Origin of the sequence: Streptomyces sp. NPDC092370 (assembly GCF_044755265.1) — a bacterium.
Lineage (GTDB): Bacteria > Actinomycetota > Actinomycetes > Streptomycetales > Streptomycetaceae > Streptomyces.
In genome coordinates, this window is record NZ_JBIVQO010000017.1 from 80,948 (window position 1) to 105,490 (window position 24,543).

The 24,543-nt window shown below is 72.9% G+C and carries 20 protein-coding genes and 1 pseudogene; 12 read left to right on the forward strand and 9 right to left on the reverse strand.

What is annotated here, in order from left to right; translation table 11 throughout:
• Positions 1-107: 107 nt before the first annotated feature.
• The 3 genes from ACIQHQ_RS34760 to ACIQHQ_RS34770 form a co-directional block, all read right to left on the reverse strand.
• Positions 108-1,712 carry a nickel transporter gene (locus ACIQHQ_RS34760; RefSeq protein WP_402619970.1) on the reverse strand — a complete coding sequence of 535 codons (1,605 nt, stop codon included), beginning with the start codon at positions 1,710-1,712 and terminating at the stop codon, positions 108-110.
• Positions 1,709-3,280 carry a tetratricopeptide repeat protein gene (locus ACIQHQ_RS34765; RefSeq protein ID WP_402619973.1) on the reverse strand — a complete coding sequence of 524 codons (1,572 nt, stop codon included), beginning with the start codon at positions 3,278-3,280 and terminating at the stop codon, positions 1,709-1,711. The genes ACIQHQ_RS34760 and ACIQHQ_RS34765 overlap by 4 nt, the downstream gene beginning before the upstream one ends.
• A 100-nt stretch (positions 3,281-3,380) precedes the next feature.
• Positions 3,381-4,913, reverse strand: a complete 1,533-nt coding sequence (locus ACIQHQ_RS34770; RefSeq protein ID WP_402619976.1) for a DUF4331 domain-containing protein — start codon at positions 4,911-4,913, stop codon at positions 3,381-3,383.
• Positions 4,914-5,140: 227 nt separating this feature from the next.
• On the opposite strand from ACIQHQ_RS34770, the gene ACIQHQ_RS34775 reads away from it, so the two are divergent.
• The 3 genes from ACIQHQ_RS34775 to ACIQHQ_RS34785 all read left to right on the forward strand — a co-directional run bounded on the left by ACIQHQ_RS34775 (position 5,141) and on the right by ACIQHQ_RS34785 (position 6,885).
• A complete protein-coding gene (locus ACIQHQ_RS34775; protein WP_402619978.1) occupies positions 5,141-5,683 on the forward strand; it encodes a sigma-70 family RNA polymerase sigma factor in 543 nt (180 codons plus the stop codon).
• Entirely contained in the window at positions 5,680-6,492 is an 813-nt protein-coding gene (locus ACIQHQ_RS34780; RefSeq protein WP_402619981.1) for an anti-sigma factor domain-containing protein, read from the forward strand. The genes ACIQHQ_RS34775 and ACIQHQ_RS34780 overlap by 4 nt, the downstream gene beginning before the upstream one ends.
• Before the next feature lie 126 nt (positions 6,493-6,618).
• On the forward strand, positions 6,619-6,885 hold the full coding sequence (locus ACIQHQ_RS34785) for a hypothetical protein (protein ID WP_033312817.1): 267 nt from the start codon (positions 6,619-6,621) through the stop codon (positions 6,883-6,885).
• A 400-nt stretch (positions 6,886-7,285) separates the two neighbouring features.
• On the opposite strand, the gene ACIQHQ_RS34790 is transcribed toward ACIQHQ_RS34785, so the two are convergent.
• Genes ACIQHQ_RS34790 through hmgA form a run of 3 tightly spaced genes read right to left on the reverse strand, consistent with a single transcriptional unit; the run spans position 7,286 to position 10,595 of the window.
• The gene (locus ACIQHQ_RS34790) at positions 7,286-8,440 is read right to left on the reverse strand and encodes a type ISP restriction/modification enzyme (RefSeq protein ID WP_402619984.1); all 1,155 of its coding nucleotides are present in this window, start codon (positions 8,438-8,440) and stop codon (positions 7,286-7,288) included.
• A 26-nt stretch (positions 8,441-8,466) separates the two neighbouring features.
• Complete coding sequence (locus ACIQHQ_RS34795) at positions 8,467-9,216, reverse strand: GntR family transcriptional regulator (RefSeq protein ID WP_402619987.1); 750 nt, start codon at positions 9,214-9,216, stop codon at positions 8,467-8,469.
• A 26-nt stretch (positions 9,217-9,242) separates the two neighbouring features.
• Positions 9,243-10,595 (reverse strand): homogentisate 1,2-dioxygenase, encoded by a 1,353-nt coding sequence (gene hmgA / locus ACIQHQ_RS34800; protein WP_402619989.1) that lies wholly within the window; start codon positions 10,593-10,595, stop codon positions 9,243-9,245.
• A gap of 152 nt (positions 10,596-10,747) precedes the next feature.
• On the opposite strand from hmgA, the gene ACIQHQ_RS34805 reads away from it, so the two are divergent.
• From ACIQHQ_RS34805 to ACIQHQ_RS34845, 9 genes and pseudogenes are all read left to right on the forward strand, one after another.
• On the forward strand, positions 10,748-11,344 hold the full coding sequence (locus tag ACIQHQ_RS34805; protein WP_402619992.1) for a hypothetical protein: 597 nt from the start codon (positions 10,748-10,750) through the stop codon (positions 11,342-11,344).
• The gene (locus tag ACIQHQ_RS34810) at positions 11,341-11,961 is read left to right on the forward strand and encodes a TetR family transcriptional regulator (RefSeq protein ID WP_402619994.1); all 621 of its coding nucleotides are present in this window, start codon (positions 11,341-11,343) and stop codon (positions 11,959-11,961) included. Before ACIQHQ_RS34805 ends, ACIQHQ_RS34810 begins: the two co-directional genes overlap by 4 nt.
• Positions 11,962-12,055: 94 nt before the next feature.
• On the forward strand, positions 12,056-14,323 hold the full coding sequence (locus ACIQHQ_RS34815) for a molybdopterin oxidoreductase family protein (RefSeq protein ID WP_402619997.1): 2,268 nt from the start codon (positions 12,056-12,058) through the stop codon (positions 14,321-14,323).
• A 134-nt stretch (positions 14,324-14,457) separates the two neighbouring features.
• Positions 14,458-15,909: a CitMHS family transporter gene (locus ACIQHQ_RS34820; RefSeq protein WP_402620000.1), complete on the forward strand. Its 1,452-nt coding sequence runs from the start codon at positions 14,458-14,460 to the stop codon at positions 15,907-15,909.
• Between the two features lie 22 nt (positions 15,910-15,931).
• Positions 15,932-17,182, forward strand: a complete 1,251-nt coding sequence (locus tag ACIQHQ_RS34825; protein ID WP_402620003.1) for an MFS transporter — start codon at positions 15,932-15,934, stop codon at positions 17,180-17,182.
• 54 nt (positions 17,183-17,236) lie between these two features.
• Positions 17,237-17,388, forward strand: a pseudogene (locus ACIQHQ_RS34830) (sugar ABC transporter ATP-binding protein); the annotation flags it as partial.
• Between the two features lie 146 nt (positions 17,389-17,534).
• Positions 17,535-18,923, forward strand: coding sequence for an aldehyde dehydrogenase family protein (locus ACIQHQ_RS34835; protein WP_402620006.1), 1,389 nt, complete (start codon positions 17,535-17,537; stop codon positions 18,921-18,923).
• 106 nt (positions 18,924-19,029) lie between these two features.
• Entirely contained in the window at positions 19,030-20,112 is a 1,083-nt protein-coding gene (locus ACIQHQ_RS34840; RefSeq protein WP_402620009.1) for a Zn-dependent alcohol dehydrogenase, read from the forward strand.
• 190 nt (positions 20,113-20,302) lie between these two features.
• Positions 20,303-21,670: an MFS transporter gene (locus ACIQHQ_RS34845; RefSeq protein ID WP_402620012.1), complete on the forward strand. Its 1,368-nt coding sequence runs from the start codon at positions 20,303-20,305 to the stop codon at positions 21,668-21,670.
• Here ACIQHQ_RS34845 and ACIQHQ_RS34850 read toward each other — a convergent pair.
• The 3 genes from ACIQHQ_RS34850 to ACIQHQ_RS34860 form a co-directional block, all read right to left on the reverse strand.
• The gene (locus ACIQHQ_RS34850) at positions 21,659-22,627 is read right to left on the reverse strand and encodes a DMT family transporter (protein WP_402620102.1); all 969 of its coding nucleotides are present in this window, start codon (positions 22,625-22,627) and stop codon (positions 21,659-21,661) included. The genes ACIQHQ_RS34845 and ACIQHQ_RS34850 overlap by 12 nt on opposite strands.
• Positions 22,628-23,076: 449 nt before the next feature.
• Positions 23,077-23,787 (reverse strand): ArsR/SmtB family transcription factor, encoded by a 711-nt coding sequence (locus ACIQHQ_RS34855; RefSeq protein ID WP_402620015.1) that lies wholly within the window; start codon positions 23,785-23,787, stop codon positions 23,077-23,079.
• Between the two features lie 57 nt (positions 23,788-23,844).
• On the reverse strand, positions 23,845-24,486 hold the full coding sequence (locus tag ACIQHQ_RS34860; protein ID WP_402620018.1) for a TetR/AcrR family transcriptional regulator: 642 nt from the start codon (positions 24,484-24,486) through the stop codon (positions 23,845-23,847).
• Positions 24,487-24,543: the final 57 nt, after the last annotated feature.

Consider the following 24,543-nt stretch of genomic DNA (forward strand, 5'->3'; position numbering starts at 1 on the left):
CCATTCGCAGCCGGGCGAGATCTCCATGAGGAGTGTTTTCCCCATGAGGACGGATTTCCTCACGACGTCCGCTTTTCTCCTGACGTCCGATGCCTCACGAACGTAACTCAGCCGAGTGCGGATGCCGCCCCCTTGAACACGAGTCCGGCTCCGAGGGCCACCACGGCGAAGGCCGAGCCGAGCGGTGCGGTCCGGCGTACCAGGGCCGCCATCGGGCCCGCCGTCCAACGGGGGCGCCGGTCCAGCAGCCGGGTCATGCCGCTGCCCGCCTTGACGACGGCGTAGCCGGCGGCCGTGAGGGTGAGCGCCAGTCCGACGCCGTAGGCGACGACGAGCAGCAGACCGAACCAGGCCTGCCCGAGGGCCGCGGCGCCGACCAGTACCACCACGGCCGACGGGCTGGGCACGAGCCCGCCCGCGAACCCCATGAGGATCGTGCCGCGGAGGGTGGGGGCGACGGGGTGGCTGTGGGTGGAACCACCGTGGGTGTGCTCGATCACCTGGGGGTGCGGGTGGGGATGGCTGTGGTCGTGCGGGTGGCCATGGTCGTGTTCGTGGCTGTGGTCGTGCGGGTGGTCATGGTCGTGGTGATGGCCGTGGTCGTGCGTGTGGCCGTCGTGGTCGTGCGTGTGGCTTCCGTGGTCGTGATGATGGCCGTGCGGGTGCTGGGCGTGCGCGCGGCCGCGCAGGGCGCGGCGGACCAGGCTCGCGCCGGCCAGGGTCACCAGCAGACCGCTGACGACGCCGAGCCAGGCGATCACCGAGGGCGCCGCCGCCGAGCCGGCCGTGACCAGCAGGCCCAGGGCGACCACGCCCAGGGTGTGCGTGACCGTCACCGAGGCGGCCATGGGCAGGACGTCCTTCATCCGGGCATGGCCGCCCCGGGCCGCCGCCGTCGCGGCCATGATGGTCTTGCCGTGGCCCGGGGCGAGCGCGTGCATCGCACCCAGGACGACGGCGATGAGGAGGGCCAGCGCGGCGAAGCCGGCGGTGAGGTCCTGCCGGGCGACCAGGTCGTCCAGGGCCCGCGTCCAGCGATCCGCGCCGCGCGGGAGCACGGAGGCCGCGGGGGCGTCCGACTCCTTCTCGGCCAGGGCGGCACCGCCCGGGCGCACCCGCAGGGCGGCCGACGCGGTGTCGGCCGGAGAGGACAGCAACTCCTCGGGGTAGCCGGTCAGCTCGGCGGATATCGACTTCTCCGGCACGTCCGACGCGACGAGCGTCATCCGGTCGCCCCGAGCCGTGATCTCCCGCCAGCCCGGGCCGGTGGTGGCCCCCGCGCCGCTGAAGCCGAGGGACACGGTCTCCTTCCCCGACGGCAGAGGAGCGGTCAGCTCGCACTCCACACGGAGGGTGTCGAGCCCCGCCTGCCCGGGCCGCACGCGCGCGTGGCTGCGCTCGGCGGTGAGCGCCACCCCACGGCCGTCGACGGTCGCCCTGCTGTCCTCGGCGGCCGCGGCGCACCGCTCGCGGGCCCACAGGGCGATGCCCAGCCGTTCGATGTCCGGACCCGCCTGCGTCGCCGGGATCTCGGCGAGGTCCTCCACGTGGTGGACCCGCAGTTCACCGGGGGCGGCGACGAGGCCGTCGTAGCGGTTGACGGTGAAGTTGCCCAGCGGGTGGGCGCTCGCCGTGGCGGCGGGCAGCAGGGTGAGCGCGCAGGCGGCCGTGAGGACGGCGGCGCCGGACGCGAACAGCCGGCGCAGGGTCACCGGTTCCCCTCCAGGTCCTTGAGTGCGGTACGGGCCTCACGCGCCCCGAGGGGCGAGAAGCCGGGGTTCAGGTCCAGCGCGGCCTTCAGATGCGTGCGGGCCGCGCGCTCGTCGCCGGTGGCGCGCTCGATGACACCGCGGTGGTAGAGGAAGACGGCGTTGCGGTAGCCGGTTGCCGTCGCCCGGCGGGCGTACGGCAGGGCCTCCTCGTCACGGCCGTTGACGTGCAGGGCCCAGGCCAGGGCGTCGGCGGTGTGCACGCTGTGGCGCCGGTCCCACTCGGCGCGGGCGGCGCGCAGGGCCTCCTTCCTGTCACCGTGGTCGGCGGCGGCCATGGCCGTGTCGAGGTCGGCGTTGACACCGCCGGCGCGGGCGAGGCCCGTCCAGGCGTCGACGAGGGCGTACTGGTCGCCGGCCTTCGCCCGGTCGCCGTCGGCGCCGCGGTCCTCGTAGAGCTCGCCGAGGGCGACGAGCGCCCCGGGCAGCGGGAAGGTGGCGACGACCTGCTCCAGCCCCTGCACGGCGGCCGCCCGGTCACCGCTCGCCGCTTGGGCGCGGGCACGGCCCTCCAGGGCGGGCAGATACGCGTCGTCCGCGGCCAGGGCGCGGGCGTAGTGGCCGAGCGCGGTCTTGTACTCGCCCTGGTTCCAGGCGAGTTGACCGAGCGCGGTGGCGACGTACGCGATGTCGGCGGGCGCGTTCGCGGAATCCAGGGCGCGCTCCAGTACGGCACGCGCCGTGCGGACGTCGCCGCGCAGCTCGCGCACGTACGCGTACCGCGTGAAGACGGGCACGCCCGGGCGCCTGTCATCGGCGGTGTCGGCGGCCTCGGCGGCCTCGGCGTACCGGCCGAGTTCGACGAGGGCGTCGATACGGGTGCACAGGGCGCGTTCGTTGTAGGGGTTCTGTTCGAGTGCCCGGCCCGCGTACGTCAGGGCGCCCGGGAAGTCGTGCCGGGCGGCGGCGAGGGCGGCCCGGCCGGCCAGGGCCTGGTCGTTGCCCGGCTCCAGTTCGAGCGAGCGCTTCAGGGCGCGCTCGGCCTGCGGGTACCGGGAGGGATCGCCCTTCGTCCGGGCCTGCTCGACGTAGGCGACGCCGAGCGTGGCCCAACCGCCGAAGTCCCTCGGCTGGGCGCGGAGATGCCTCTGCAGGGACGCGATGCCCGCGTCGAGGTTCCCCCGGGCGAGATCGCCGGGCTTCAACGCCCCGGCCGCGGACACGGCGGTGACGCCGGCCCCGCGGTCCTGCGCACCCCCGACCGCGATGGCCCCGCCGGTCACCGCGACCGCCAGCAGCGCGGCGCACCCGGCCAGACGCAGCGCCCGCCACCGCCGCCCCCCGTCGGCGGCCCGCCGCAGGGCGGCGACCCGCTGACCGGCGCCGGGGCCGGGGCCGGAGCGACCCTCGCCCGGGCGGGCGTGGGGAGCGCCGTCGCCGCCCGTGCCGGATCCGGCCCCCGTCCCGGCAGCCGAAGCCTCCCGCTCCCCGGTGTTCCCGGGTTCCGGGGCCGTCGACGGCGCTTCGTCGTCGCTCCTCTGCGGTGTGCTGTCGGTCGTACGCGGAGGCATGACCTCTCCTCGGTCGGATGTCTGGTGCGGGGTTCGGCGGCGCGGCCCGTGCCGTGGGGGGTGGGGGGACGGGCCGCGCCGGCAGGGAGAGCGGAGCGGGTCAGTACGCCCGGTTCCGCATGCGGCGCCACCACATCAGTGCCGCGCCGATCAGGACGATGCCGCCCGCTCCGGCCCCGGCGGACGCGGCGATCAGGCGCATGTCGTCCGAGCCCTGCGCACCGGCCGGCTGGAGCGCGTCGCCCAGCTGGCTGCGGACGTCGTTGCCGCCGTCCACGCCCTTGGCGAGCGGACCGCGTGAACCCTCCGTCGGCAGGGCGACGTACGGGAAGGCCTTCTCGAAGTCCTTGTCGTTCTTGTCGACCGCGTCACCGAGGTCGTTCTTCGCGCCCAGCAGCTCGCCCTCGACGACCTGGAGCGAGGCGTCGATCACGTCGTCGGTGAGGCGACGGCCGTTGGGGAAGCCGGCGTTGTCACCGTCGAGGACACCCAGCCGCTTCGGCTTCGCGGACGGCTTGATCGAGGTGTTGAGGCGCAGCTGCTCCGACGGCGTCACGTGCGGCGGCTGGTTGAGGTCCTTGACGCCCTTGAGGAAGACGTCGACCAGGTCGTTGCGCGGTTCCTTCGGTGCCGGGATCTTGTAGATGGCCTCGATGAGCTTGGGCAGCTCCGGGTTGGTGACGTTCTTCAGGAACTGCGCGTCGTCCCGCGGCGCGGACGCGTTGAACGTGTCCTTGTCCTTCAGCGGGTTGACGACCTCGTTGACCAGCGGGTTGCCGAGGCGCGAGACCTGCGAGAAGTAACCCCGGGCGTTCTTGCGCTGCGTCGTCGACCAGATGCCGACGACCGGCTGCTCGTGGGACTCGGTGATGAAGCTGTTGGGGACCTGCAGGGCGATCGAGTTGACGTTGTAGCCCTTGAGGGTGTCGTTGCCGACCTCGGAGAGGTTCCCGCCGTACAGCAGGTCGAAGACGCGCAGGTCCAGGAAGAACGGGTCGTCGGCCTGCCCGGCGAACGTCTGGGCGCCGCCCGCGAGTTTGCGCACCGCCTGCTTGCGCAGGGTGTTGTAGTCCGGCATCGACGCCTTGCCGACGTTCGACGGCGCCACCGGCACGTCGTCGGCGACCTTGGTCTTTGACACGGCCTTCAGACGCTTCAGCTTGATCAGTTCGAGGTCGTACGTCTGCGTGATGTTGAGGTCGGGGTCGTCGAGGCTCTCGACCGGGCCCGTGTTGTAGAGGAACGTCTTGTCGTTCTTCGTGTGCGTCTTGAACGTGTACCGGAAGACCAGATCCTCCTGCGCGTCACCGTTGCTGTCGATGCGCAGGTCGTACTGGGCGTCCTCGGCGAACGTGAAGAAGTTGGGCCCGCCGGCCGGCTCCTCGAAGGGGATCCAGTTCGCCACGATGGTCGTCGTGTCCGGCTTGTCCGGACTGACGAACGCGTACACGTCGGTGTTGTCGTACTGCGGGGTTCCCGAGATCAGCGGTGCCTCGCGGTGGCTGGAGGCGGAGGCCGCCTCAGGTTCCAGCGCGGTCACACCGGCGGCCGCGAGCCCGCCGGTGGCCAGCGCGCCACAGATCACGGTCGCGATGCTCGCGCGTCCCGCACCGGTCCTGGAAATAGGTGTCATGCCGTCCGTCCTCCGTGCCAACTTGCCTGACACACGCCATTCGGAGCGGTCGGCGAAGCGGATTGGTCGAATCTCAAACGTTCTTACGGCGAGGGGGGGAAGTTGTTTCATCGCCGGGCGACCCGCGTTTTCGGCGCGCTGATCCGTAACCCCTGCCGGAGGTGTGTGTGGTGCGAATGCCTCGTGCGAGGGGACGGGCCCGGTGCGGCCCCGGAGAGGGGGACCGAATGGAGGCGGACGAACTGCTGTTGCGTGTGGCGGGCGGGGACCAGCAGGCCTTCGAGGGGTTGTACGGACTGGTGTCCGGCCCCGTGTTCGGGCTCGTACGGCGTGTGGTGCGCGATCCCGCCCAGTCGGAGGAGGTGGCGCAGGAGGTGCTGCTCGAACTGTGGCGGTCCGCGGCGAAGTTCGACCCCGGCAGGGGCAGCGCGATGTCGTGGATCCTCACCCTCGCCCACCGCCGAGCCGTCGACCGGGTGCGCAGCGCCCGCGCGGCCGGGGAACGTGAGCAGCGCGAGGCGCTCCGCGCGAACCAGACCGCTTTCGACCAGGTCACCGAGGAGGTCGAGGCCGGACTCGAACGCGAGTGGGTACGCCGCTGCCTCGACCGGCTCACGGTTCTTCAGCGCCAGTCCGTCACCCTCGCCTACTACGAGGGCTACACGTACCGTGAGGTGGCCGAGCAGCTCTCCCTGCCGCTGGGCACCGTCAAGACCCGGATGCGCGACGGGCTGACCCGCATGCGCGAGTGCCTCGGAGGTGTGGCATGAGCCTCTTCCGCCGCGAGGACCTGCACTCGCTCGCCGCGCCCTACGCGCTCGACGCCCTGGGGCCGCCGGAGCGGGTGCGCTTCGAGAAGCATCTGCGGGCCTGCGGCCGTTGCGCCGCGGAGGTGCGCGCCCTGACCGAGGACGCCGTCCGGCTCGCCTGGTCCACGGCCGCCCCGGCCCCCGCCGCGCTGCGCGACCGGGTCATGCTCGCCGTACGGACGACGCCGCAGGATCCGGCACCGCAGGGTGCGGCGCGCGAGCCGGCCGGCGCGCGTGCGACGCGGCTGCCGCCGCACGTGTGGGGCACCCGGCCGCCGCCCCGGCAGCGGCGCCGGGTCCCGCTGTTCGTGCCCTTCGCGACGGTCACCGCCGCCGCGGCCCTCGTCGTCGCCTCACTGTTCGCCGTGCAGGCGAATCGGGCGCAGGAGCGGCTGACCGCCGAGCAGGATCGCTCACGTGAGATCGCCCACGTTCTGGCGGCTCCGGACGCCCGCGCGAGCAGTGGCCGGGACGGGCGGGGCCGCACCATCGGAGTGATCGCTTCCGCCACGGAGGGGAGTGCGGTGGTCACCCTCGGCGGATACGACGCCCCATCGGGCGGCCGCGTGCACCAGTTGTGGCTCATGCGCGCGGGCGCGCAACCGCGCTCCTTGGGGCTCTTCGAGAGCGACACGCCCCTGGTCGCAACGGATCTCGGCACCTCGGCGACGTCACTGGCCGTGACCGTCGAGCCCGTCGGGGGGTCGCCGCAGCCCACCACCCAGCCGATCGTCCAACTCGCCCTGAAATCTGTCGGATTCGGAGAGTGATCGGAGATACATCGTCAACCCCCGTACGGGGAAGGTGAATCCTGTGACCGCGATACACGCGTGCCCGGACGGGGAGATAGGGTTAACCTGCCCGGGCCGGGTGGACTCGTACGGGTGGGGAGTGACATGGAACAGATAACAGTGCGCAGCAGGGCCAGGGTCCCTGCGATCACCTGCGGGAGCAGCGCGACCAGTTCGCGCCTCGACCGCCACCTCTCGGTGCTGGGCGGTCCCGCCGTCCCTCAGCGGGAGACGGTCGAGGCGACCTCGCTGATGCGGGAACTGACCGCGCGTCAGCCGCACGATCGCAGTGGCAGGGGCGCACGCGTGCGGCGGGTCTCGCTCTTCGCGCCGCTGCGCCGGCTGCGTCGCTCGCTGTTCGGAAGCAGGTAGGGGCCCGCGCTCGGGCGGTCACACCGCCCCCGGCGACAGCGCTGCGACACCCGTCGTCCGTCACCCCGCGGCACGCAGCGGCGCCAGGTGTGTTCCCGAGCGCGGCACGCCCCCTGTCGGTGCCCATCCCCGCCCGGCAGTGACCGGGGGCGACGCCCGCGGACGTTCGCTCACCGCTCCCCGCGCGCGTAGCGGCGCACGGCCAGCGGCACGAACACCCCGAGCGGCGGGCCGGCAGCACCAGCACCCGGCCCTCCACCGGCCGCACCCCCAGCAGCACCGGCACGCCCACCGACGCCAGCTCCTCCGAGATCGCCCGCGCCGGCACGGCCCAGCCCCCGCCCGAGGACAGGGCGTCCCGAGCCGCATGACCACCGGCAGCAGCGGGCCCTCTCCCGGCTCAGAGCAGCGCCAGTTGTCCCTCGGGGCCCTCCTCGGGTTCCTCCAGCACCGACGCCGGCCGGCGGGCCGCGTCCGGTACCGGCAGGACACCCGCCGTGCGCAGATCCGTGGCCGTGACCGGGGCGGGGACCTCCGGCGCCTCCTGGGGGCGCAGTTCGGCCAGCAGTGCGAGGACGGTGATCAGCTCCAGGAGCTCCGACGTCCAGGGCTGCGGCCAGGCCGGGGGGCGGATCGCCGCCAGCGTGCCCGGCTCGGGGACGGCGAGACGGGTCGCGAACCACTGCTCCAGGACGCGGACCCCGCCCACCTCGAAGTCCCAGGCCTCCGGCGGCACGGGGGAGATGCGGCCCTCGTCCAGGAACAGCGCCTCCTCGTCCCGGTCGTAGCGCAGCGCCACGGGCCGGGAGGGCAGCGGGGCGCGGACGTAGGGGCGGCGGCCGCCGGGGAGCTTCGGGCGTTCGCCGTCGCGGCGCATCAGCCACAGCAGCCGGTGGCCCAGCTCCAGGCCCCGCTCCCACTCGGCGGCGTCACCGGTGAGTGGAACGGTGAGATCCGGGCGGGCCGTTGCCGTGATCCAGGCCAGTACGTCCAGCGGCGCCGGGGTGCCGCCCAGGCGGGTGCCGAGGTGCTCCAGCAGGCCCGGGGCCAGGTTCGGCTCGCGGCCCCCGGGACGCCGGTACAGCGGGCGGACGCGGCCGGGGCGCAGCAGCGGGAGGAGCGAGGTGGCGAGCAGGGGAGGGGTGGTCCCGGGTGCCTCCACCACGAAGACCTGCCGCTCGTCCGCCACCCGCCACAGTTCCGGGCGGGCCGCGTCGATCAGCCGCTGGTCGGGGATCAGCCACTGCTCGTCGTAGGGCGCGAGCAGGACGCGCACCGGCTCCGGGCAGGGCCCCGAGGCGCGGGCCAGCTTCTCCGTGCCGCTTCCGGTCCGGCCGGGCAGCCTGCCGACCGCCGTATGCAGTGTGCGCGAGCGGGTCGGCTCGAACAGAGTCGCGCGGTCGGGCCCCTCGGCCTTCACCAAGGCGTCCCAGCGGGCCTTCAGGGACGCCGCGTCGGGCGCCGCCGGCCAGCCCCGGCCGAGCCGCGGCGGTGCGACGGACCACGGCATGAGGTCCGCCAGCAGCGGAGCGTCGTCGTGCGTCACGCAGGGCATCGTACGACCTGGGAAGGACGCGCGGGTCAGGTGGCGTCCAAGGTCACCGTGAAGGAGAACCGGTCACCGCGGTAGTGGATGACGGCCACGTCCAGAGGCCGTCCCCCGGCGTCGTACGTCACGCCGGTGTAGTGCAGGATCGGGCTCAGCAGCGGGACTCGGAGCAGTTTGGAGGTCTCCGGGTCGGCCAGTCGCGCCTCCACGGTGTCCGTGATGCGGCTGATGTCCGCCCCCACCACGTCCCGCAGCACCTTGGTCATCGGCCAGCGGACGAGGTCGTCCAGGTCGATCCGCGCGGCCAGTTCGGGACGCACGTAGTTGCGGGCGTGGTTCGTCGGCTCGCCGGTCGTCTCGTCGCTCCGCAGCCGGTGGTAGGTCGCGACCTCCCGCACATCCGGGAAGAACTCGGCGAGTTCGCCCGGCACCGGCGTGGTGCCGTGGTCCAGCAGGTCGGTCGTCATGCCCGACTGCTGGGCCACGATCGCGTCCACCGAGCCGAGCAGGCGCACGGGAGAGCCCCTGCGCGCGTCCGGCTCGATGAACGTGCCCCGCCGGCGGTGGCGCGAGATCAGCCCCTCGTCCTCCAGCTCCTTCAACGCCTGCCGCATCGTCAGCACGCTCACGCCGTAGTGACCGGCCAGCTGCTCCTCGGTGGGCAGCCGCAGCGGATCCCGGGGCGAGCGCCCGAGGATCGAGGCGCGCAGCGACTGCGACACCTGGTACCACAGCGGCAGCTTGCGGTTCAGGACGATGGAGTCCGGGGCGAAGGAGGTCACGGGCCATCCGTACCGTTAGGAAATGATCAGTGCAAGGGGCGGAAGTGCCGCTCCAGGCCCTGCCAGACGTCGTCGTAGCGCTGCTGGAAGTGTTCCGCGCGGGCCGCCTGCGGGGTGAGGGTGAGCGGCCAGCGCGTCTCGAACATGAACGCCAGGCCGTCGTCGATCTTCTGCGGCTTCAGCTCGGCGGCGCTCGCCCGGTCGAACGTCTCCCGGTCCGGGCCGTGCGCCGACATCATGTTGTGCAGCGAGCCGCCGCCCGGCACGAACCCCTCGGCCTTGGCGTCGTAGGCGCCCTCGATCAGGCCCATGTACTCGCTCATCACGTTCCGGTGGAAGTACGGCGGCCGGAACGTGTCCTCGCCCACCAGCCAGCGCGGCGCGAACACCACGAAGTCGGCTCCGGCCAGCCCCGGGGTGTCCGACGGGGAGGTCAGCACCGTGAAGATCGACGGGTCCGGGTGGTCGTAGGTGATGGTGCCGAGCGCATTGAAGCGGCGCAGGTCGTAGACGTAGGGCACGTGGTTGCCGTGCCAGGCGACCACGTCCAGCGGGGAGTGGTCGTAGGTGGCCGTCCACAGGTTGCCGCAGAACTTGTTCACCACCTCCACCGGGCCCTCGACATCCTCGTACGCGGCGACGGGCGCGCGGAAGTCCCGGGGGTTGGCGAGTCCGTTGGCGCCGATCGGGCCCAGGTCGGGAAGGCGGAAGGGCGCGCCGTAGTTCTCGCACACATACCCGCGGGCGGACTCGTCGAGCAGCTCCACGCGAAAGCGGACCCCACGCGGGATCAGTGCCACATGTCCCGGCTCCGCATGGAGCAGACCGAACTCCGTGCGCAGCAGCAGCCCGCCGCGCTCCGGGACGATCAGCAGCTCGCCGTCGGCGTCGCCGAAGACCCGGTGCATCGAGGCGTTGGCCGAGTAGAGGTGCACGGCGATGCCGGTGCGCTGGGTGGCGTCGCCGTTGCCGCCCAGGGTCCACAGGCCCGCCAGGAAGTCGGTCTCGGGCGCCGGATCGGGCAGCGGGTTCCAGCGCAGGCGGTTGGGGTCGGGCACGGTCTGGGTGAAGGGGGCGGTGCGGATCGCACCGTTGTGGGTCCGGGTGAACGCCGGGTGCGCGGCCGACGGCCGGATCCGGTACAGCCACGAGCGGCGGTTGTGCGCCCGCGGCTCGGTGAAGGCCGAACCGCTCAGCTGCTCCGCGTACAGCCCGAGCGGGGCCCTCTGGGGCGAGTTGCGGCCCTCGGGCAGGGCCCCCGGGACGGCCTCCGAGCTGTGCTCGTTGCCGAAGCCGGAGAGGTAGGTCAGCCCTTCGGCGGTCTTGCGCGCTCCCCCGTGCTCGAACCCGCTCGCGCGAGTGGTGCCCCCATCGCCCATGTTCGCTGCTCCCTTGCGTTCGATTCCTATGCAGCACCGTAGGATTGCGATTTCCCCGACGCAAGAGGGGCGCGCCCCTCCTCATGACGGATGACCTGAACCCGACTTGAGAACGATCCGCCGGGCCGGACGTGTGTTCTACGCTCCTCGACATGTCGTGGACACGGAGATCTCTGGCCGCGCTCGCGGTCTGTGTCCTCCTTCTGGCCGGATCCGCGGGCTGTGGCTCCGGTGACGCCCGGGAGGGCGTCGCGTCGCCCTCGCCGGTCGGCAAGCTCCTGGAGGATCGGGACCCGGAGGGCCGGCCCTTCCGGGAGGTCGGGCCGGAGGAGGCGCCCGACGTCGGGATAGAGGTGCAGCCCGGCGCGGCCGGCGGCTGGGACGTGCGCCTGACCGTGCGGAACTTCCGCTTCTCACCGGCCGGCGCGGCAGCCCGGGCGGTGGCCGGGCGCGGCTTGGCGCACCTCTACGTCGACGGCCGTCCCGTCGCCCGCCTCCGCGCCCCGGCGTACCGCCTGGACGCCCGCCTCGTGCCGCGCGGCACGCACCGCGTCACGGCCCGCCTCTACGCCGACGACGCCACCGTCTGGGCGGTGGACGGCAAGCCCGTGGAGAGCACGGCCGACATCACCTCCTCGGAGCCCGGCCCGGGCGTGACACCGGACGCGGCCTCCCGCCACAAGGCCCGGACCCAGGGAGCGGACCTCGGGGGGCGAGGTTCACCGGAGCGTGCCGGAGCGGCATCATGAAGCCCGTGCCCCATGCGACATCGCTCCGTCGTGCGCCCGTGCAGCGGCGCAGCGCCGAACGTCTGACCAGGATCCTCGACGCCTGTGCCGGCCTTCTCGACGAGGTCGGCTACGACGCCCTGAGCACCCGTGCCGTCGCGCAGCGGGCCTCGGTCCCGATCGGCTCGGTCTACCGCTTCTTCGGCAACAAAGGGCAGATGGTCGACGCCCTCGCCCAGCGCAACCTCGAGCGGTACTCGGTACGCGTCACCGAGCGCCTCCGGCAGGCCGGCGGGGCCGGGGGCTGGCGCACCGCCATGGACGCCGTGCTCGACGAGTACCTGGAGATGAAGCGCACCGCGCCCGGCTTCTCGCTCGTCGACTTCGGCAACCAGATCCCGGTCGGGGCCCGCCACGCCGAACCCAACCACCGCGTCGCCGACCGTCTCACCGAACTGCTCTCCGGGTATCTCGGGCGCGAGCCCGACGAGGACCTGCGCCGCGTCTTCCTCATCGCCGTCGAGACCGCCGACACCCTCGTGCACCTGGCGTTCCGGGTCGCACCGGAGGGGGACGAGCGGATCATCGACGAGGCCCGGGAGATGCTGCGGGGCTATCTGGCGCGGGCGCTCGACTGACCTCGATCCCGCCAAGCCCTCCCCGCCGTCCATACCGGTCGGTATGCTCGGGCGGGTCAGCGCGTCACCGTAGCCGCCGCCCCGGGAGGACCCCGTGTCCCGCACCGCCCTGCGTATCTGCCCCCTGTGCGAGGCCACCTGTGGCCTGACCCTCACCATCGAGGGGACGCGCGTCACCCACGCCCGCGGTGACCGCGATGACGTGTTCAGCAGGGGGTTCATCTGCCCCAAGGGTGCTTCCTTCGGGGCCGTCGACTCCGACCCCGACCGGCTGCGCACGCCGCTCGTGCGCCGGGACGGCGAGCTGCGCGAGGCCACCTGGGAGGAGGCCTTCGACGCGGTCGCCGCAGGCATCCGGCCCGTCGTGGAGCGCCACGGCCCGCACTCCGTCGGGGTGGTCCTCGGCAACCCCAACGTGCACACCATGGCCGGTGCCCTCTACGCGCCCGTCCTGCTCGCCGGGCTCGGCACCCGCAGCGTCTTCACCGCCTCCACGGTCGACCAGATGCCCAAGCACGTCTCCAGCGGCCTCCTTTTCGGCGACGCGAACGCCATCTCCGTGCCCGATCTCGACCGCACCGACCATCTGCTGCTGATCGGCGCCAACCCGCTGGAGTCCAACGGCAGCCTGTGCACCGCCGCCGACTTCCCCGGCAAACTCAAGGCGCTCAAGGCCCGGGGCGGCAGGCTCGTCGTGATCGACCCGCGGCGCACGCGCACCGCCAAGCTCGCCGACCGGCACATCGCGATCCGGCCCGGCACCGACGCGCTGCTGCTGGCGGCCATGGCGCGGGTGCTCTTCGAGGAGGGCCTCGTCGAGGAGACCCCGCACGCCCAGGGGTTCGAGGAACTGGCCGAGGAGCTGCGGGACTTCACCCCCGAGTCCGTCACCGAGGCCTGCGACGTCGACGCCGGGGTCATCCGCACCCTCGCCCGCGACCTGGCCGCCGCCCCGACCGCCGCCGTCTACGGCCGGATCGGCAGCTGCACCGTCCCGCACGGCACTCTCGCCAGCTGGCTCGTCGACGTCCTGAACATCCTCACCGGCAACCTCGACCGGCCCGGCGGCGCGCTCTTCCCGCAGGCGGCCACCGACAAGACCCCGCGCCCCGCCGGACCCGGCCGCGGATTCGCCCTGGGGCGCTGGCACTCCCGGGTGAGCCGCCACCCCGAGGCAAAGAGCGAACTGCCCCTGGCGGCCCTCGCGGAGGAGATCGACACCGCCACCGAGGAGGGCGAGCCGGTGCGGGCGCTGATCGCCGTCGCCGCCAACCCCGTGCTGTCCGCGCCCGACGGCGACCGGCTCGACAAGGCGCTCGACTCGCTCGACTTCATGGTCAGCGTCGACCCGTACCTCAACGAGACCTCGCGCCACGCCGACGTGGTGCTGCCCCCGCCGCCGCCCTCCCAGAGCCCGCACCACGACTTCGTCTTCAACACCCTCGCCGTCCGCAACCAGGTCCGCTACACCCGCCCCGCGATTCCCCTGGAGCCCGGCCGCATGGCGGAGACGGAGATCCTGGCGCGGCTGATCCTGGCCGTCACGGGCATGTACGGGGCCGATCCGGTGGCCGTCGACCAGATGGTCATCGACCAGACCCTCGGCAAGGCGGTCGAGGAGCCGCACTCACCGGTCCACGGCCGCAACCCGCGCGAGCTCGCCGCCCGGCTCACCGGCGACACCGGCCCCGAGCGGCGGCTCGACATGATGCTGCGCCTCGGCCCCTACGGCGACGGTTTCGGCGCGCGACCGGACGGGCTCTGCCTGGAGAGGCTGCTCGCCCATCCGCACGGCATCGACCTCGGCCCGCTCCGGCCCCGTCTGCCCCAGCCCCTGAAGACCCGCAGCGGCCGGGTGGAGTTGCTGCCCGGCCCGATCGTGGACGACCTGCCCCGCCTGCGCGCGGCCCTGGCCGAGCGTCCCGGGGGACTCGTCCTGGTGGGCCGCCGCCATCTGCGCTCCAACAACAGCTGGATGCACAACGTGCCCGCCCTCACCGGCGGCTCCAACCGCTGCACCCTGCACATCCACCCCGAGGACGCCGAGCGGCTGGGCGTCGAGGACGGGGCAGCCGTACGGGTCAAGGGCGCCGGGGGAGAGGTCACCGCACCCGCCGAGGTCACCGACGCGGTGCGCCGGGGTGTGGTGAGCCTGCCGCACGGCTGGGGCCACAACCGTCCCGGCACCCGCCTCAGCCACGCCTCCACGGACCCCGGCGTCAACGTCAACCAGCTCCTCGACGGCCGGCTGCTCGACCCGCTGTCGGGCAACGCGGTCCTCAACGCGGTACCGGTCGAGGTGGTCCCCGCGTCGGCCGCAGCAGGCGCCTCCGTGACCGAAAAGCTCACCGCTCTGACCTGAGCAAAGCTGTGACCAGCAGTTTTGCGCTTATTGCTCGCACGTCAACGTCTTGTTAACGCTGCTTGAACGGACCTAACGTCTCGGACACCGCCGGCCCTGGTGGGAGTTCAAGGGCGAACGTTAGGTATCCACTCATGCTGACCATCCTCGGCTTCGCCATGATCGCGACCTTCCTGGTCCTGATCATGATGAAGAAGATGTCGCCGATCGCGGCGCTCGTGCTGATTCCCGCGCTGTTCTGCGTGTTCGTCGGCAAGGGCGCCAAGCTCGGCGATTACGTCATCGACGGCGTGACCAGCCTCGCCCCCACCGCGGCGATGCTCATGTTCGCGATCGTCTACTTCGGTGTGATGATCGATGTCGGTCTCTTCGACCCGATCGTCCGCGGCATCCTCAAATTCTGCAAAGCCGACCCGATGCGGATCGTGGTCGGCACCGCGGTGCTCGCCGCGATCGTGTCGCTGGACGGCGACGGGTCCACGACCTTCATGATCACCGTCTCGGCGATGTACCCGCTGTACAAGCGCCTGAAGATGAGCCTGGTCGTGATGACCGGTATCGCCGCCATGGCCAACGGCGTGATGAACACCCTCCCCTGGGGCGGCCCGACCGCCCGCGCCGCGACCGCGCTGAAGCTCGATGCGAGCGACATCTTCGTCCCGATGATCCCGGCGCTCCTGGTGGGCCTGCTCTTCGTCTTCATCCTCTCCTACGTGCTCGGTGTGCGTGAGCGCCGGCGGCTGGGCGTGCTGACGCTGGACGAGGTGCTGGAGGAGGAGAAGGAGACCGAGACGGTGCTCATCGGCTCCGGCGGCTTGGGCGACGGCAAGGTCTCGATGCGCAAGGGCGGCACGGCCGCGGCCGGCGTCACGGGTGCTGCGGACTCCGGCACGGACGCTCCCCGGGACGCCGAGGGCTCCGCCGCTTCCGCGGACGACGACGGCTTCCAGGGCCTCGACCCGAACCGGTCCACCCTGCGCCCCAAGCTGTACTGGTTCAACGCGCTGCTCACGGTCGCCCTGCTCACCGCCATGATCATGGAGTGGCTGCCGATCCCGGTGCTGTTCCTGATCGGCGCCGCGCTCGTCCTCTCGGTGAACTTCCCGCACATCCCCGACCAGAAGGCCCGCCTGGCCGCTCACGCCGACAACGTCCTGAACGTCTCCGGCATGGTCTTCGCCGCCGCCGTCTTCACCGGCGTCCTCCAGGGCACCGGCATGGTCGACCACATGGCCAAGTGGATGGTGGACGTCATCCCTGGCAGCATGGGCCCGCACATGGCCCTCGTCACCGGCATCCTGAGCCTGCCGCTCACCTACTTCATGTCGAACGACGGCTTCTACTTCGGTGTCCTGCCCGTCCTCGCCGAGGCGGGTGCCGCGCACGGGGTCTCCCCGCTGGAGATGGCCCGCGCCTCGCTGGTCGGCCAGCCGCTGCACATGTCCAGCCCGCTCGTCCCGGCCGTCTACGTCCTGGTCGGCATGGCCAAGGTGGAGTTCGGCGACCACACCAGGTTCGTCGTCAAGTGGGCCGCCCTCACCTGCCTGGTCATCCTCGGCGCGGGCATGCTCTTCGGAATCATCTGAGCCCTCCATGGAGGATGTCGTCGTGAGGCCCGGTGGGAACCGCGGCTGGCTGCTCCGCCTCGTCATCGCCTTCAGCTTCGCGCAGGGGGCGGTGTCGATGGCCCGGCCCGCCGTCTCCTACCGGGCCCTCGCGCTGGGCGCGGACGAGCGGTCCATCGGCGTGATCGCCGGTGTCTACGCGCTGCTGCCCCTGTTCGCCGCCGTGCCGCTCGGCCGCCGCACCGACCACGGCCGCTGCGCGCCCCTGCTGCCGGTCGGCGTCGTCCTCATAGCCGGCGGCTGCGCCCTCAGCGGCGTCGCCGGCTCCCTGTGGATGATGGCCCTGTGGAGCGGGGTGATGGGGCTCGGGCACCTGTGCTTCGTCATCGGCTCCCAGTCCCTCGTCGCCCGCCAGTCCGCGCCACACGAACAGGACCGCAACTTCGGCCACTTCACCATCGGCGCCGCCCTCGGCCAGCTCGTCGGCCCGGTCGCCGCGGGAACGCTGATCGGCGCCGAGGACATGGCCGGCAGCAGCGCGCTCGCCCTCATCGTGGCGGGCGCGACCGCGGCCGTCGCGTTCACCTCGCTGTGGCGCATCGAGCATCGCCCTACGGCGTCCACGTCCCGTCCGGACAAGGCCGAGCGGATCCCGGTCCGCGGCATCCTGCGCACCCGGGGGGTGCCGGCGGGCATCTTCATCAGCCTCGCCGTGCTGTCCGCGACCGACATCCTGACCGCCTATCTGCCGGTGGTCGGCGAACACCGGGGCATCGCGCCGTCCGTGATCGGCGTCCTGCTCAGTGCGCGCGCGGCGGCGACGATCGCCTGCCGCCTGGTGCTGACGCCCCTGCTGCGGCTGCTCGGCCGGACCTTGCTGCTGACGCTCACCTGCCTGCTGGCGGCCCTGCTGTGCGCGGCCATCGCGCTGCCGGTGCCGGTCTGGGCGCTCGGTCTGCTGCTGGTCGCGCTGGGATTCTGCCTCGGGGTCGGTCAGCCGCTGTCCATGACGACGGTCGTCCACGCCGCCCCCGACGACGCCCGCTCCACCGCCCTCGCGCTGCGCCTGACCGGCAACCGGCTCGGCCAGGTCGCCGCGCCCGCCGGGGCCGGGCTGATCGCCGGAGCCGCGGGCGTGGCGGCGCCGTTCGTGATGCTCGGAGTGCTCCTGCTGCTGTCGGCAGGAGTTGCCGTGCGGTCACGGCCGGAGCGGGAGGAGGCGGGTGGTGAGGTCCGTGGGACGCGAAAGAGCCTCCGGCGCGGGGGGCCGCCGCGCCGGAGGAGCGATATCTGACACGTCGTAGGGCGGTGCTGCCGCCTTCGGCGGCGAGGTGACAAAGAGCCAGGTGGCGAGGTGTTTGTCCGTACCACCCCGGAGCGGGCCCTGCGCCACGGCACGCAGGTGCCGCTCCTGGTGGACCCCGCCCACCTCTTCGTCTCGACCAGAACGGCGATCGCATCCGCCCGCACCCCACGCGCCTCCCCGGCCTGGGGGAGTGAGGAGCGGCACACCCGGGCGGGGCGCACGCCGTGCTGTGATGACCCGGGCATGCCCGGGGCCGGAACCCCGGGATGTCTGGCGCCGAAAAACTATCGCCGCTAGTTTATGTGTCGGACGACAACGCCCCGCCCCGGAGGAAAGCGCGATGAAGGCACACGACGGCATGTACATCGGGGGCGCCTGGCGTCCCGCCGCCGGCCAGGACGTGATCGAGGTCGTGAACCCCGTCGACGAGCAGGTCATCGGCACGGTCCCCGCGGGTACCGCCGAGGACGTGGACCACGCCGTACGGGCCGCCCGCGCCGCCCTGCCGGACTGGGCCGCGACCCCGCCCGCCGAGCGCGCGGCGCGTCTGGCCGCTCTGCGGGACCTGCTCGTGGCCCGCGCGGACGAGATCGCCGAGACGGTCACGGCGGAACTCGGCTCGCCGCTGAAGTTCTCGCAGGCCGTCCACGCGGGCGTGCCGATCGCGGTCGCGGGCTCGTACGCCGAGCTGGCGGCGACGTACGCCTTCGAGGAGAAGACCGGCAACTCGGTCGTGCACCACGAGCCGGTCGGTGTCGTGGCCGCGATCACGCCCTGGAACTACCCGCTGCACCAGATCGTCGCCAAGGCCGGCCCGGCCCTCGCGGCGGGCTGCACGGTCGTGGTGAAGCCCGCCGAGGACACCCCGCTGGTGGCCCGGCTCCTCGCCGACGCCGTGCACGAGGCCGGATTCCCGGCGGGCGTCTTCAACCTGGTCACCGGTCTCGGCCCGGTCGCCGGCCAGGCACTCGCCGAGCACCCCGGAGTCGACCTGGTCTCCTTCACCGGCTCCACCGCCGTCGGCCGGCGGATCGCGGCGATCGCCGCCGGGCAGATCAAGAAGGTCGCCCTCGAACTGGGCGGCAAGTCCGCCAACGTCATCCTCCCGAGCGCCGACCTGGCCAAGGCGGTCAACGTCGGGGTCGCCAATGTCATGTCCAATTCCGGGCAGACGTGCAGCGCCTGGACCCGGATGCTCGTCCACCGCGACCGGTACGACGAGGCGGTCGAGCTGGCCGCGGCCGCCGCCGCCAAATACGGCGACCGCATCGGACCGGTCGTCAACGCCAGGCAGCAGGCGCGTGTGCTCGGCTACATCGAGAAGGGCGTGGCCGAGGGGGCCCGCCTGGTGGCCGGCGGCCCCGAGGCCCCGCGCGAGACGGGTTACTTCGTCAGCCCGACCGTCTTCGCCGACGTCACCGAGGACATGACCATCGCGCAGGAGGAGATCTTCGGCCCGGTCCTGTCCATCCTGAAGTACGAGGACGAGGAGGACGCCCTGCGCATCGCCAACGGCACGGTGTACGGCCTGGCCGGCGCCGTCTGGGCCGGGGACGAGGCCGAGGCGGTGGCCTTCGCGCGCCGGATGGAGACCGGCCAGGTCGACATCAACGGCGGCCGCTTCAACCCCCTCGCCCCCTTCGGCGGCTACAAGCAGTCGGGTGTCGGCCGCGAACTCGGCGTGCACGGCCTGACCGAATACCTCCAGACCAAGTCCCTCCAGTTCTAGGCCCTGCGGTCCGGATCGCGCCGCAGAGGCGGCATCGTCCGGCACCGTCAGTTTCCCGCGGCCTGCTCCGAACGACAGGCCCTAGCCCCAGGGAGTCCCCTCCGTCATGGCTGTCCGCGCCGCCGTCCTGCCCGCTGTCGGCTCCCCACTGGAGATCACCGGCATCGACCTGCCCGACCCCGGCCCCGGCCAGGTCCGCGTCCGGCTCGCCGCAGCCGGGGTCTGCCACTCCGACCTGTCCCTGTCCGACGGCACCATGCGCGTGCCCGTCCCCGCCGTCCTCGGCCACGAGGGCGCCGGCACGGTCGTCGCCGTCGGTGAGGGCGTCACCCATGTCGCGCCCGGCGACGGGGTCGTCCTCAACTGGGCCCCGTCCTGCGGCGCCTGCCACGCCTGCTCGCTCGGCGAGGTGTGGCTGTGCGCCAACGCCCTGGGCGGCGCCGCCGACGTCTACGCCCGCACCGCCGAGGGCACCGACCTGCACCCCGGCCTGAACGTCGCCGCGTTCGCCGAGGAGACCGTCGTCTCCACGTCCTGCGTCCTGCCCGTCCCGGACGGCGTTCCGCTCACCGACGCAGCTCTCCTCGGCTGCGCGGTCCTCACCGGCTACGGCGCCGTCCATCACTCGGCCCGCGTCCGGCAGGGCGAGACGGTCGCGGTGTTCGGCGTCGGCGGAGTGGGACTGTCCGCGATCCAGGCGGCCCGGATCGCGGGCGCCTCGAAGATCGTCGCGGTGGACGTGTCCGCCGAGAAGGAGGAACTGGCCCGGGCGGCCGGCGCGACCGACTACCTCGTCGCCTCGGACACCACCGCCCGCGAGATCCGCGGCCTCACCGGCAAACAGGGCGTGGACGTCGCCGTGGAGTGCGCCGGCCGCGCGGTCAGCATCCGCACGGCCTGGGACTCCACCCGGCGCGGCGGCCGCACCACGGTCGTCGGCATCGGCGGCAAGGACCAGCAGGTCACCTTCAACGCCCTGGAGATCTTCCACTGGGGCCGCACCCTCTCCGGCTGCGTCTACGGCAACTCCGACCCGGCGCGGGACCTCCCGGTGCTGGCCGAGCACATCCGGGCCGGCCGCCTGGATCTGAGCGCGCTGGTGACCGAACGCATCTCCCTCGACGGCATCCCGGCGGCCTTCGAGAACATGCTGGCAGGCAAGGGCGGCCGGTCCCTGGTCGTCTTCTAGCCCCGTCTCCGATGCCCCGGCCTCTTCGACAGGCCGGGGCCTTCGGCATGTCCGGCCCCGCAGTCGGTGTCACGTACAGGCAAAAGTCCTGGTGCGCGACCCGTTGACGCACATACCGTCCGGTCAGTACGGTCCCCGGAACCCGCGCCACCCCCCGTTCCGTCCCCGCACCCCCCGGAGCGTGCACCCCATGGACACGGCACCTTCCGCTCAGCCCGGCACGACCACGCCCGCAGTCGGCAACCGCCGCCGGGTGGCCACCGCCGCGGCACTCGCCTCGGCCGTCGAGTGGTACGACTACTTCGTCTTCGGCATCGCCGCCGCCCTCGTCCTCGGCGACCTCTACTTCCCCGCCGGCAACGCCACGGCAGGCGTCCTCGCCTCGTTCGCGACCTTCGCCGTCGGCTTCCTCGCCCGCCCCATCGGCGGCATCGTCGCCGGCCACCTCGGCGACCAGCGCGGCCGCAAGCCGATGCTGGTCCTGGCGCTCACGCTGATGGGCGTGGCGACCACCGGCATCGGCCTGCTGCCGACGTACGACACCATCGGTGTGGCCGCCCCGATCCTGCTCGTCCTGCTGCGGGTGGCGCAGGGCGTCGCCGTCGGCGCCCAGTGGGGCGGCGCGATGCTCCTGGCCACCGAGTACGCCCCGGAGGGCAAGCGCGGTGTCTACGGCAGTGTCGTCCAGCTCGGCGTCCCCATCGGCGTGGTCACCGCCAACACCGTCTTCCTGCTGGCCGGTGCGTTCACCAGCGACGCGGCGTTCGCGTCCTGGGGCTGGCGCGTACCGTTCCTGGTCGGCCTGCTGGTCCTCGCCCTCGCCTGGTACATCCACACGCGTGTCGAGGAGACCCCGGCGTTCCGGGAGGCCGAACGGGCGCTCGCCGAGAAGGAGAAGTCCGAGCAGAACTCTCCGTTGCGCACGATCCTGCGCGGCCACCTGGGCACGGTGTTCCTGGCCGGCGGCTCCTTCGCCGTGAACACCGCCACCTTCTACATCCTCATCACCGGCGTCCTCGACTACACGACCCGAGAGCTGGACATGAAGAAGGGTGCGGTGCTCACCGTCTCCCTCTGCGTCAGCCTCACGCAGCTCGTGCTGATCCCGGCCGCCGCCGCGCTGTCCGACCGCGTCGGCCGCATCCGGGTCTACGCCCTCGGCGCGGTGGGCATCGCGTTGTGGGCGGTGCCGCTCTTCCTGCTGATCGACACCCGCTCGCTGCTGTGGCTCGCGGTCGGCACGTTCGTGGCCAGCTGCTTCCTGAGCATCATGTACGGCCCCCAGGCCGCCCTCTTCGCCGAGCTGTTCACGCCCGAGATGCGTTACACCGGCGCCTCCCTCGGCTACCAGATCGCGGCCGTCGCGGGCGGCGGGCTCGCGCCCTTCGTGATGGTGCTGCTGCTGGAGGCGACCGGCACCTCGATGGCAGTCTCCGGCTACATCATCGGACTCTCGGTGATCGCCCTGGTGTCGATCAAGATCCTCGCGGACCGGGCGCGCGCTGCGGAGCCGGAGACCGCGAGCGAGGCCCGCACGGAGGCCGAGTCAGCGAGCTGAGTCCGGGGTCTGCTCGGGCCGGGGTTCCACCACCGCTCCCGGAACCCCGGCCCGGGCCGCCGACCGCGAGCGCGACCGGGACACCGCCACGCCCGCCAGGCACAGCGCACCGCCGACCAGCGTGAGCAGCCCCGGCACCTCGCCGAGGAACAGCCAGGACATCAGGACGACCAGCGCGGGCGCGGCGTACGTCGTCGCGCCCATCCTGCTCGCGGTCGTCCGGGACAGTGCGTAGGCCCACGTGGTGAAGGCGAGGGCGGTCGGGAAGACACCCAGGTAGACCATGTTGAGCGTGGCGGAGGCCGGTGCCTTCGCGGCCTCCTGGACCAGCTCCCCCGCGAACGGCAGGCACACCACCGCGCCGACCAGGCAGCCGAACGTCGTCACCTGCAGCGGACTCGCCGAGCCCAGCGCCGGCTTCTGCGCCACGACCCCACCGGCGTACGCGATCGCCGCCAGCAGGCACAGCACCACCCCGAGCACCGAGGAACCGCCCTCGCCGGACATCGACAGACCCACGGTCACCGCACCGGCGAACGACACCGCCATCCCCGCCAGCAGCCGCGGCGGCATCGGGTCGCCGAGCAGCCGGGCCCCGAGCAGCGCGATCAGGATCGGTCCGGTGTTCACGACCAGCGCGGCCGTGCCGGCGTCGACCTGCTGCTCGCCCCAGTTCAGGATGACCATGTAGAAGCCGAACCACAGCACGCCCGATATCGCGATCCCGCGCCACGCCGAGCGCGGCGGCCACGTCTCCCGCCGCACCAGGCAGATCACCCCCAGCGTCAGAGCGCCGGCCAGCAGTCGCCCGAGCGCCAGCGCGCCCGGCGAGTAGGCGTCACCCGCGCTGCGGATCGAGACGAAGGCGGACGCCCACAGCACGACGGTGACCGCGGCCGCGGCGGCGGCCAGCAGCTCCGCCCGGCGGTCGGGACGGGGCGGGGAGATGTTCGACATCATGCTCCAGAGGCTAGGAGGGGGCAGGGCCGGAAGGCTCGCGGATTTCGGACGGGGCGCCGTACAGGTCGCACGAGGCGCCATACCGGTTCCCGGGCGCCGTGCGGGTCGGGTGGGGTGTCGCGCGGGTCGGGTGGGGCGTCGTGCGGGTCGGGTGGGGTGTCGTGCGGCTCGGGTGGGGCGCCGTGCCGGTTTCGACGGGGGCGCCGTGCGGGTCGGGTGGGGTGTCGTGCGGGGCGATGGGGTGTCGTGCGGGTTGGACAGGGCGCCCTGCCGGTTGCACGACGGGGGCGTCGTGCGGGTCGGGTGGCGTCGTGCGGGTCGGGTGGGGCGTCGTGAGGGGCGGACAGGGCGCCCTGCCGGTACGACGGGGCGTCGTGCGGGTCGGATGGGGCGCCGTGCCGAGTCCGGTGGGGTGCCGTACCAGGGCGACGGGAGCCGGACGCGGCTTACCGCAGTGCCGCCGCCCGTACTCCCAGCAGATCGAAGAGGGCGCGTTCCCCGGCCGCCGTGACCTTCACGGCCCGCTCCGAGCCGATGCGCACGCACCACCCCCTGTCCAGGGCATGCCGGCACAGGGCCGCGCCCGCGACGCCCGCGAGATGCGGGCGGCGCTCGGTCCAGTCGAGGCAGGCCCGCGCCAGGGGACGCCGGCCCCGCCGTTCGAGGCCGATGCCGGCCGACGCGAACCACGCCAGCCCCGCGTCGGTGAGCGCGAACCCGGTCTCCTGCTCCAGCAGCCCGCGCGCCGTCAGCGCATCGGTGACGGTGATGCCGAGCCGCCCGGCGAGATGGTCGTAGCAGGTCCGGCCCCGGGCCATTGCCGAGCCGGCGCTCGACTCCCGCAGGTTCCGCGGCGGTACCGCCGCGGACGGGGCGACCTGGGCGGCCAGGTCCTCCACCAAGTGGGCGACGCGGGCATCGGCCAGCCGGACGTACCGGTGCCGGCCCTGCCGCTCCTCGGCGAGCAGTCCGCCCGCGACGAGCCTGCCCAGGTGCTCGCTCAGGGTCGAGGCGGCGACACCGGCGTGCCGCGCCAGCTCGCTCGCGGTCCAGGCCCGCCCGTCCAGCAGCGCCAGCAGGCACGCGGCCCGGGTGTCGTCCGCGAACAGTGCCGCGAGCCGAGCCAGGGCGGCGGCCTGCGGGTCCCTCGTCGTCATGTCACCAGCATGGAACACGGACCCTTCGGCCCTCGCCGAACTGTCCCGCCCGGTGTCCTACGCGGTCCGCCGCACCTGCTCGTACTGCCGCGCCAGCCCGTCCAGCAGGGCCCTCAGCCCCGTCTCGAAGGCGCGCTCGTCGATCTTCTCCTGCTGCTCGGCCAAGAGGTGGGCCTGCTGGAGGTGGGGGTAGTCGGCGGGGTCGTAGGCACTCGCGTCGTCGACGAATCCGCCGGCGAAGGAGCCGAGCGCGGAGCCCATCACGAAGTACCGCATCAGCGCGCCGATGGACGTGGCCTGTGCCGGCGGCCAGCCCGCGGCGACCATCGCGCCGTAGACGGCGTCCGCGAGGCGCAGTCCGGCCGGGCGGCGGCCGGGGCCGCGGGCCAGCACCGGGACGATGTTCGGGTGGTCGCGCAGCGCGGCCCGGTAGGAGACGGCCCAGTCGTGCAGGGCGGTCCGCCAGTCCCGGCCGTCCTGGAACATCGACAGGTCCACCTGGCCGCTCACCGAGTCGGCGACCGCCTCCAGGATTTCGTCCTTGGTGCGGAAGTGGTTGTACAGCGACGGTCCGCTGACCCCGAGTTCGGCGGCGAGCCGCCGCGTGGAGACGGCGGCCAGACCCTCCGCGTCCACGAGTGCCCGGGCCGTCGCGACGATCCGGTCGGTGCTGAGCAGGGGCTTGCGCGGTCGGGCCATGGCGCACATAGTAGGCTGGGCGCAAAACTAGCAGTGCTAATTTAAATGTGCGGTTTT

Bases quoted from the DNA above. Each gene is read 5' to 3' on its own strand.
- ACIQHQ_RS34765 (WP_402619973.1), bottom strand. From the start codon at position 3,280: ATGCCTCCGCGTACGACCGACAGCACACCGCAGAGGAGCGACGACGAA.
- ACIQHQ_RS34770 (WP_402619976.1), bottom strand. From the start codon at position 4,913: ATGACACCTATTTCCAGGACCGGTGCGGGACGCGCGAGCATCGCGACC.
- ACIQHQ_RS34775 (WP_402619978.1), top strand. From the start codon at position 5,141: ATGGAGGCGGACGAACTGCTGTTGCGTGTGGCGGGCGGGGACCAGCAG.
- ACIQHQ_RS34780 (WP_402619981.1), top strand. From the start codon at position 5,680: ATGAGCCTCTTCCGCCGCGAGGACCTGCACTCGCTCGCCGCGCCCTAC.
- ACIQHQ_RS34785 (WP_033312817.1), top strand. From the start codon at position 6,619: ATGGAACAGATAACAGTGCGCAGCAGGGCCAGGGTCCCTGCGATCACC.
- ACIQHQ_RS34790 (WP_402619984.1), bottom strand. From the start codon at position 8,440: ATGCCCTGCGTGACGCACGACGACGCTCCGCTGCTGGCGGACCTCATG.
- hmgA (WP_402619989.1), bottom strand. From the start codon at position 10,595: ATGGGCGATGGGGGCACCACTCGCGCGAGCGGGTTCGAGCACGGGGGA.
- ACIQHQ_RS34805 (WP_402619992.1), top strand. From the start codon at position 10,748: ATGTCGTGGACACGGAGATCTCTGGCCGCGCTCGCGGTCTGTGTCCTC.
- ACIQHQ_RS34810 (WP_402619994.1), top strand. From the start codon at position 11,341: ATGAAGCCCGTGCCCCATGCGACATCGCTCCGTCGTGCGCCCGTGCAG.
- ACIQHQ_RS34820 (WP_402620000.1), top strand. From the start codon at position 14,458: ATGCTGACCATCCTCGGCTTCGCCATGATCGCGACCTTCCTGGTCCTG.
- ACIQHQ_RS34835 (WP_402620006.1), top strand. From the start codon at position 17,535: ATGAAGGCACACGACGGCATGTACATCGGGGGCGCCTGGCGTCCCGCC.
- ACIQHQ_RS34840 (WP_402620009.1), top strand. From the start codon at position 19,030: ATGGCTGTCCGCGCCGCCGTCCTGCCCGCTGTCGGCTCCCCACTGGAG.
- ACIQHQ_RS34845 (WP_402620012.1), top strand. From the start codon at position 20,303: ATGGACACGGCACCTTCCGCTCAGCCCGGCACGACCACGCCCGCAGTC.
- ACIQHQ_RS34850 (WP_402620102.1), bottom strand. From the start codon at position 22,627: ATGTCGAACATCTCCCCGCCCCGTCCCGACCGCCGGGCGGAGCTGCTG.
- ACIQHQ_RS34855 (WP_402620015.1), bottom strand. From the start codon at position 23,787: ATGACGACGAGGGACCCGCAGGCCGCCGCCCTGGCTCGGCTCGCGGCA.
- ACIQHQ_RS34860 (WP_402620018.1), bottom strand. From the start codon at position 24,486: ATGGCCCGACCGCGCAAGCCCCTGCTCAGCACCGACCGGATCGTCGCG.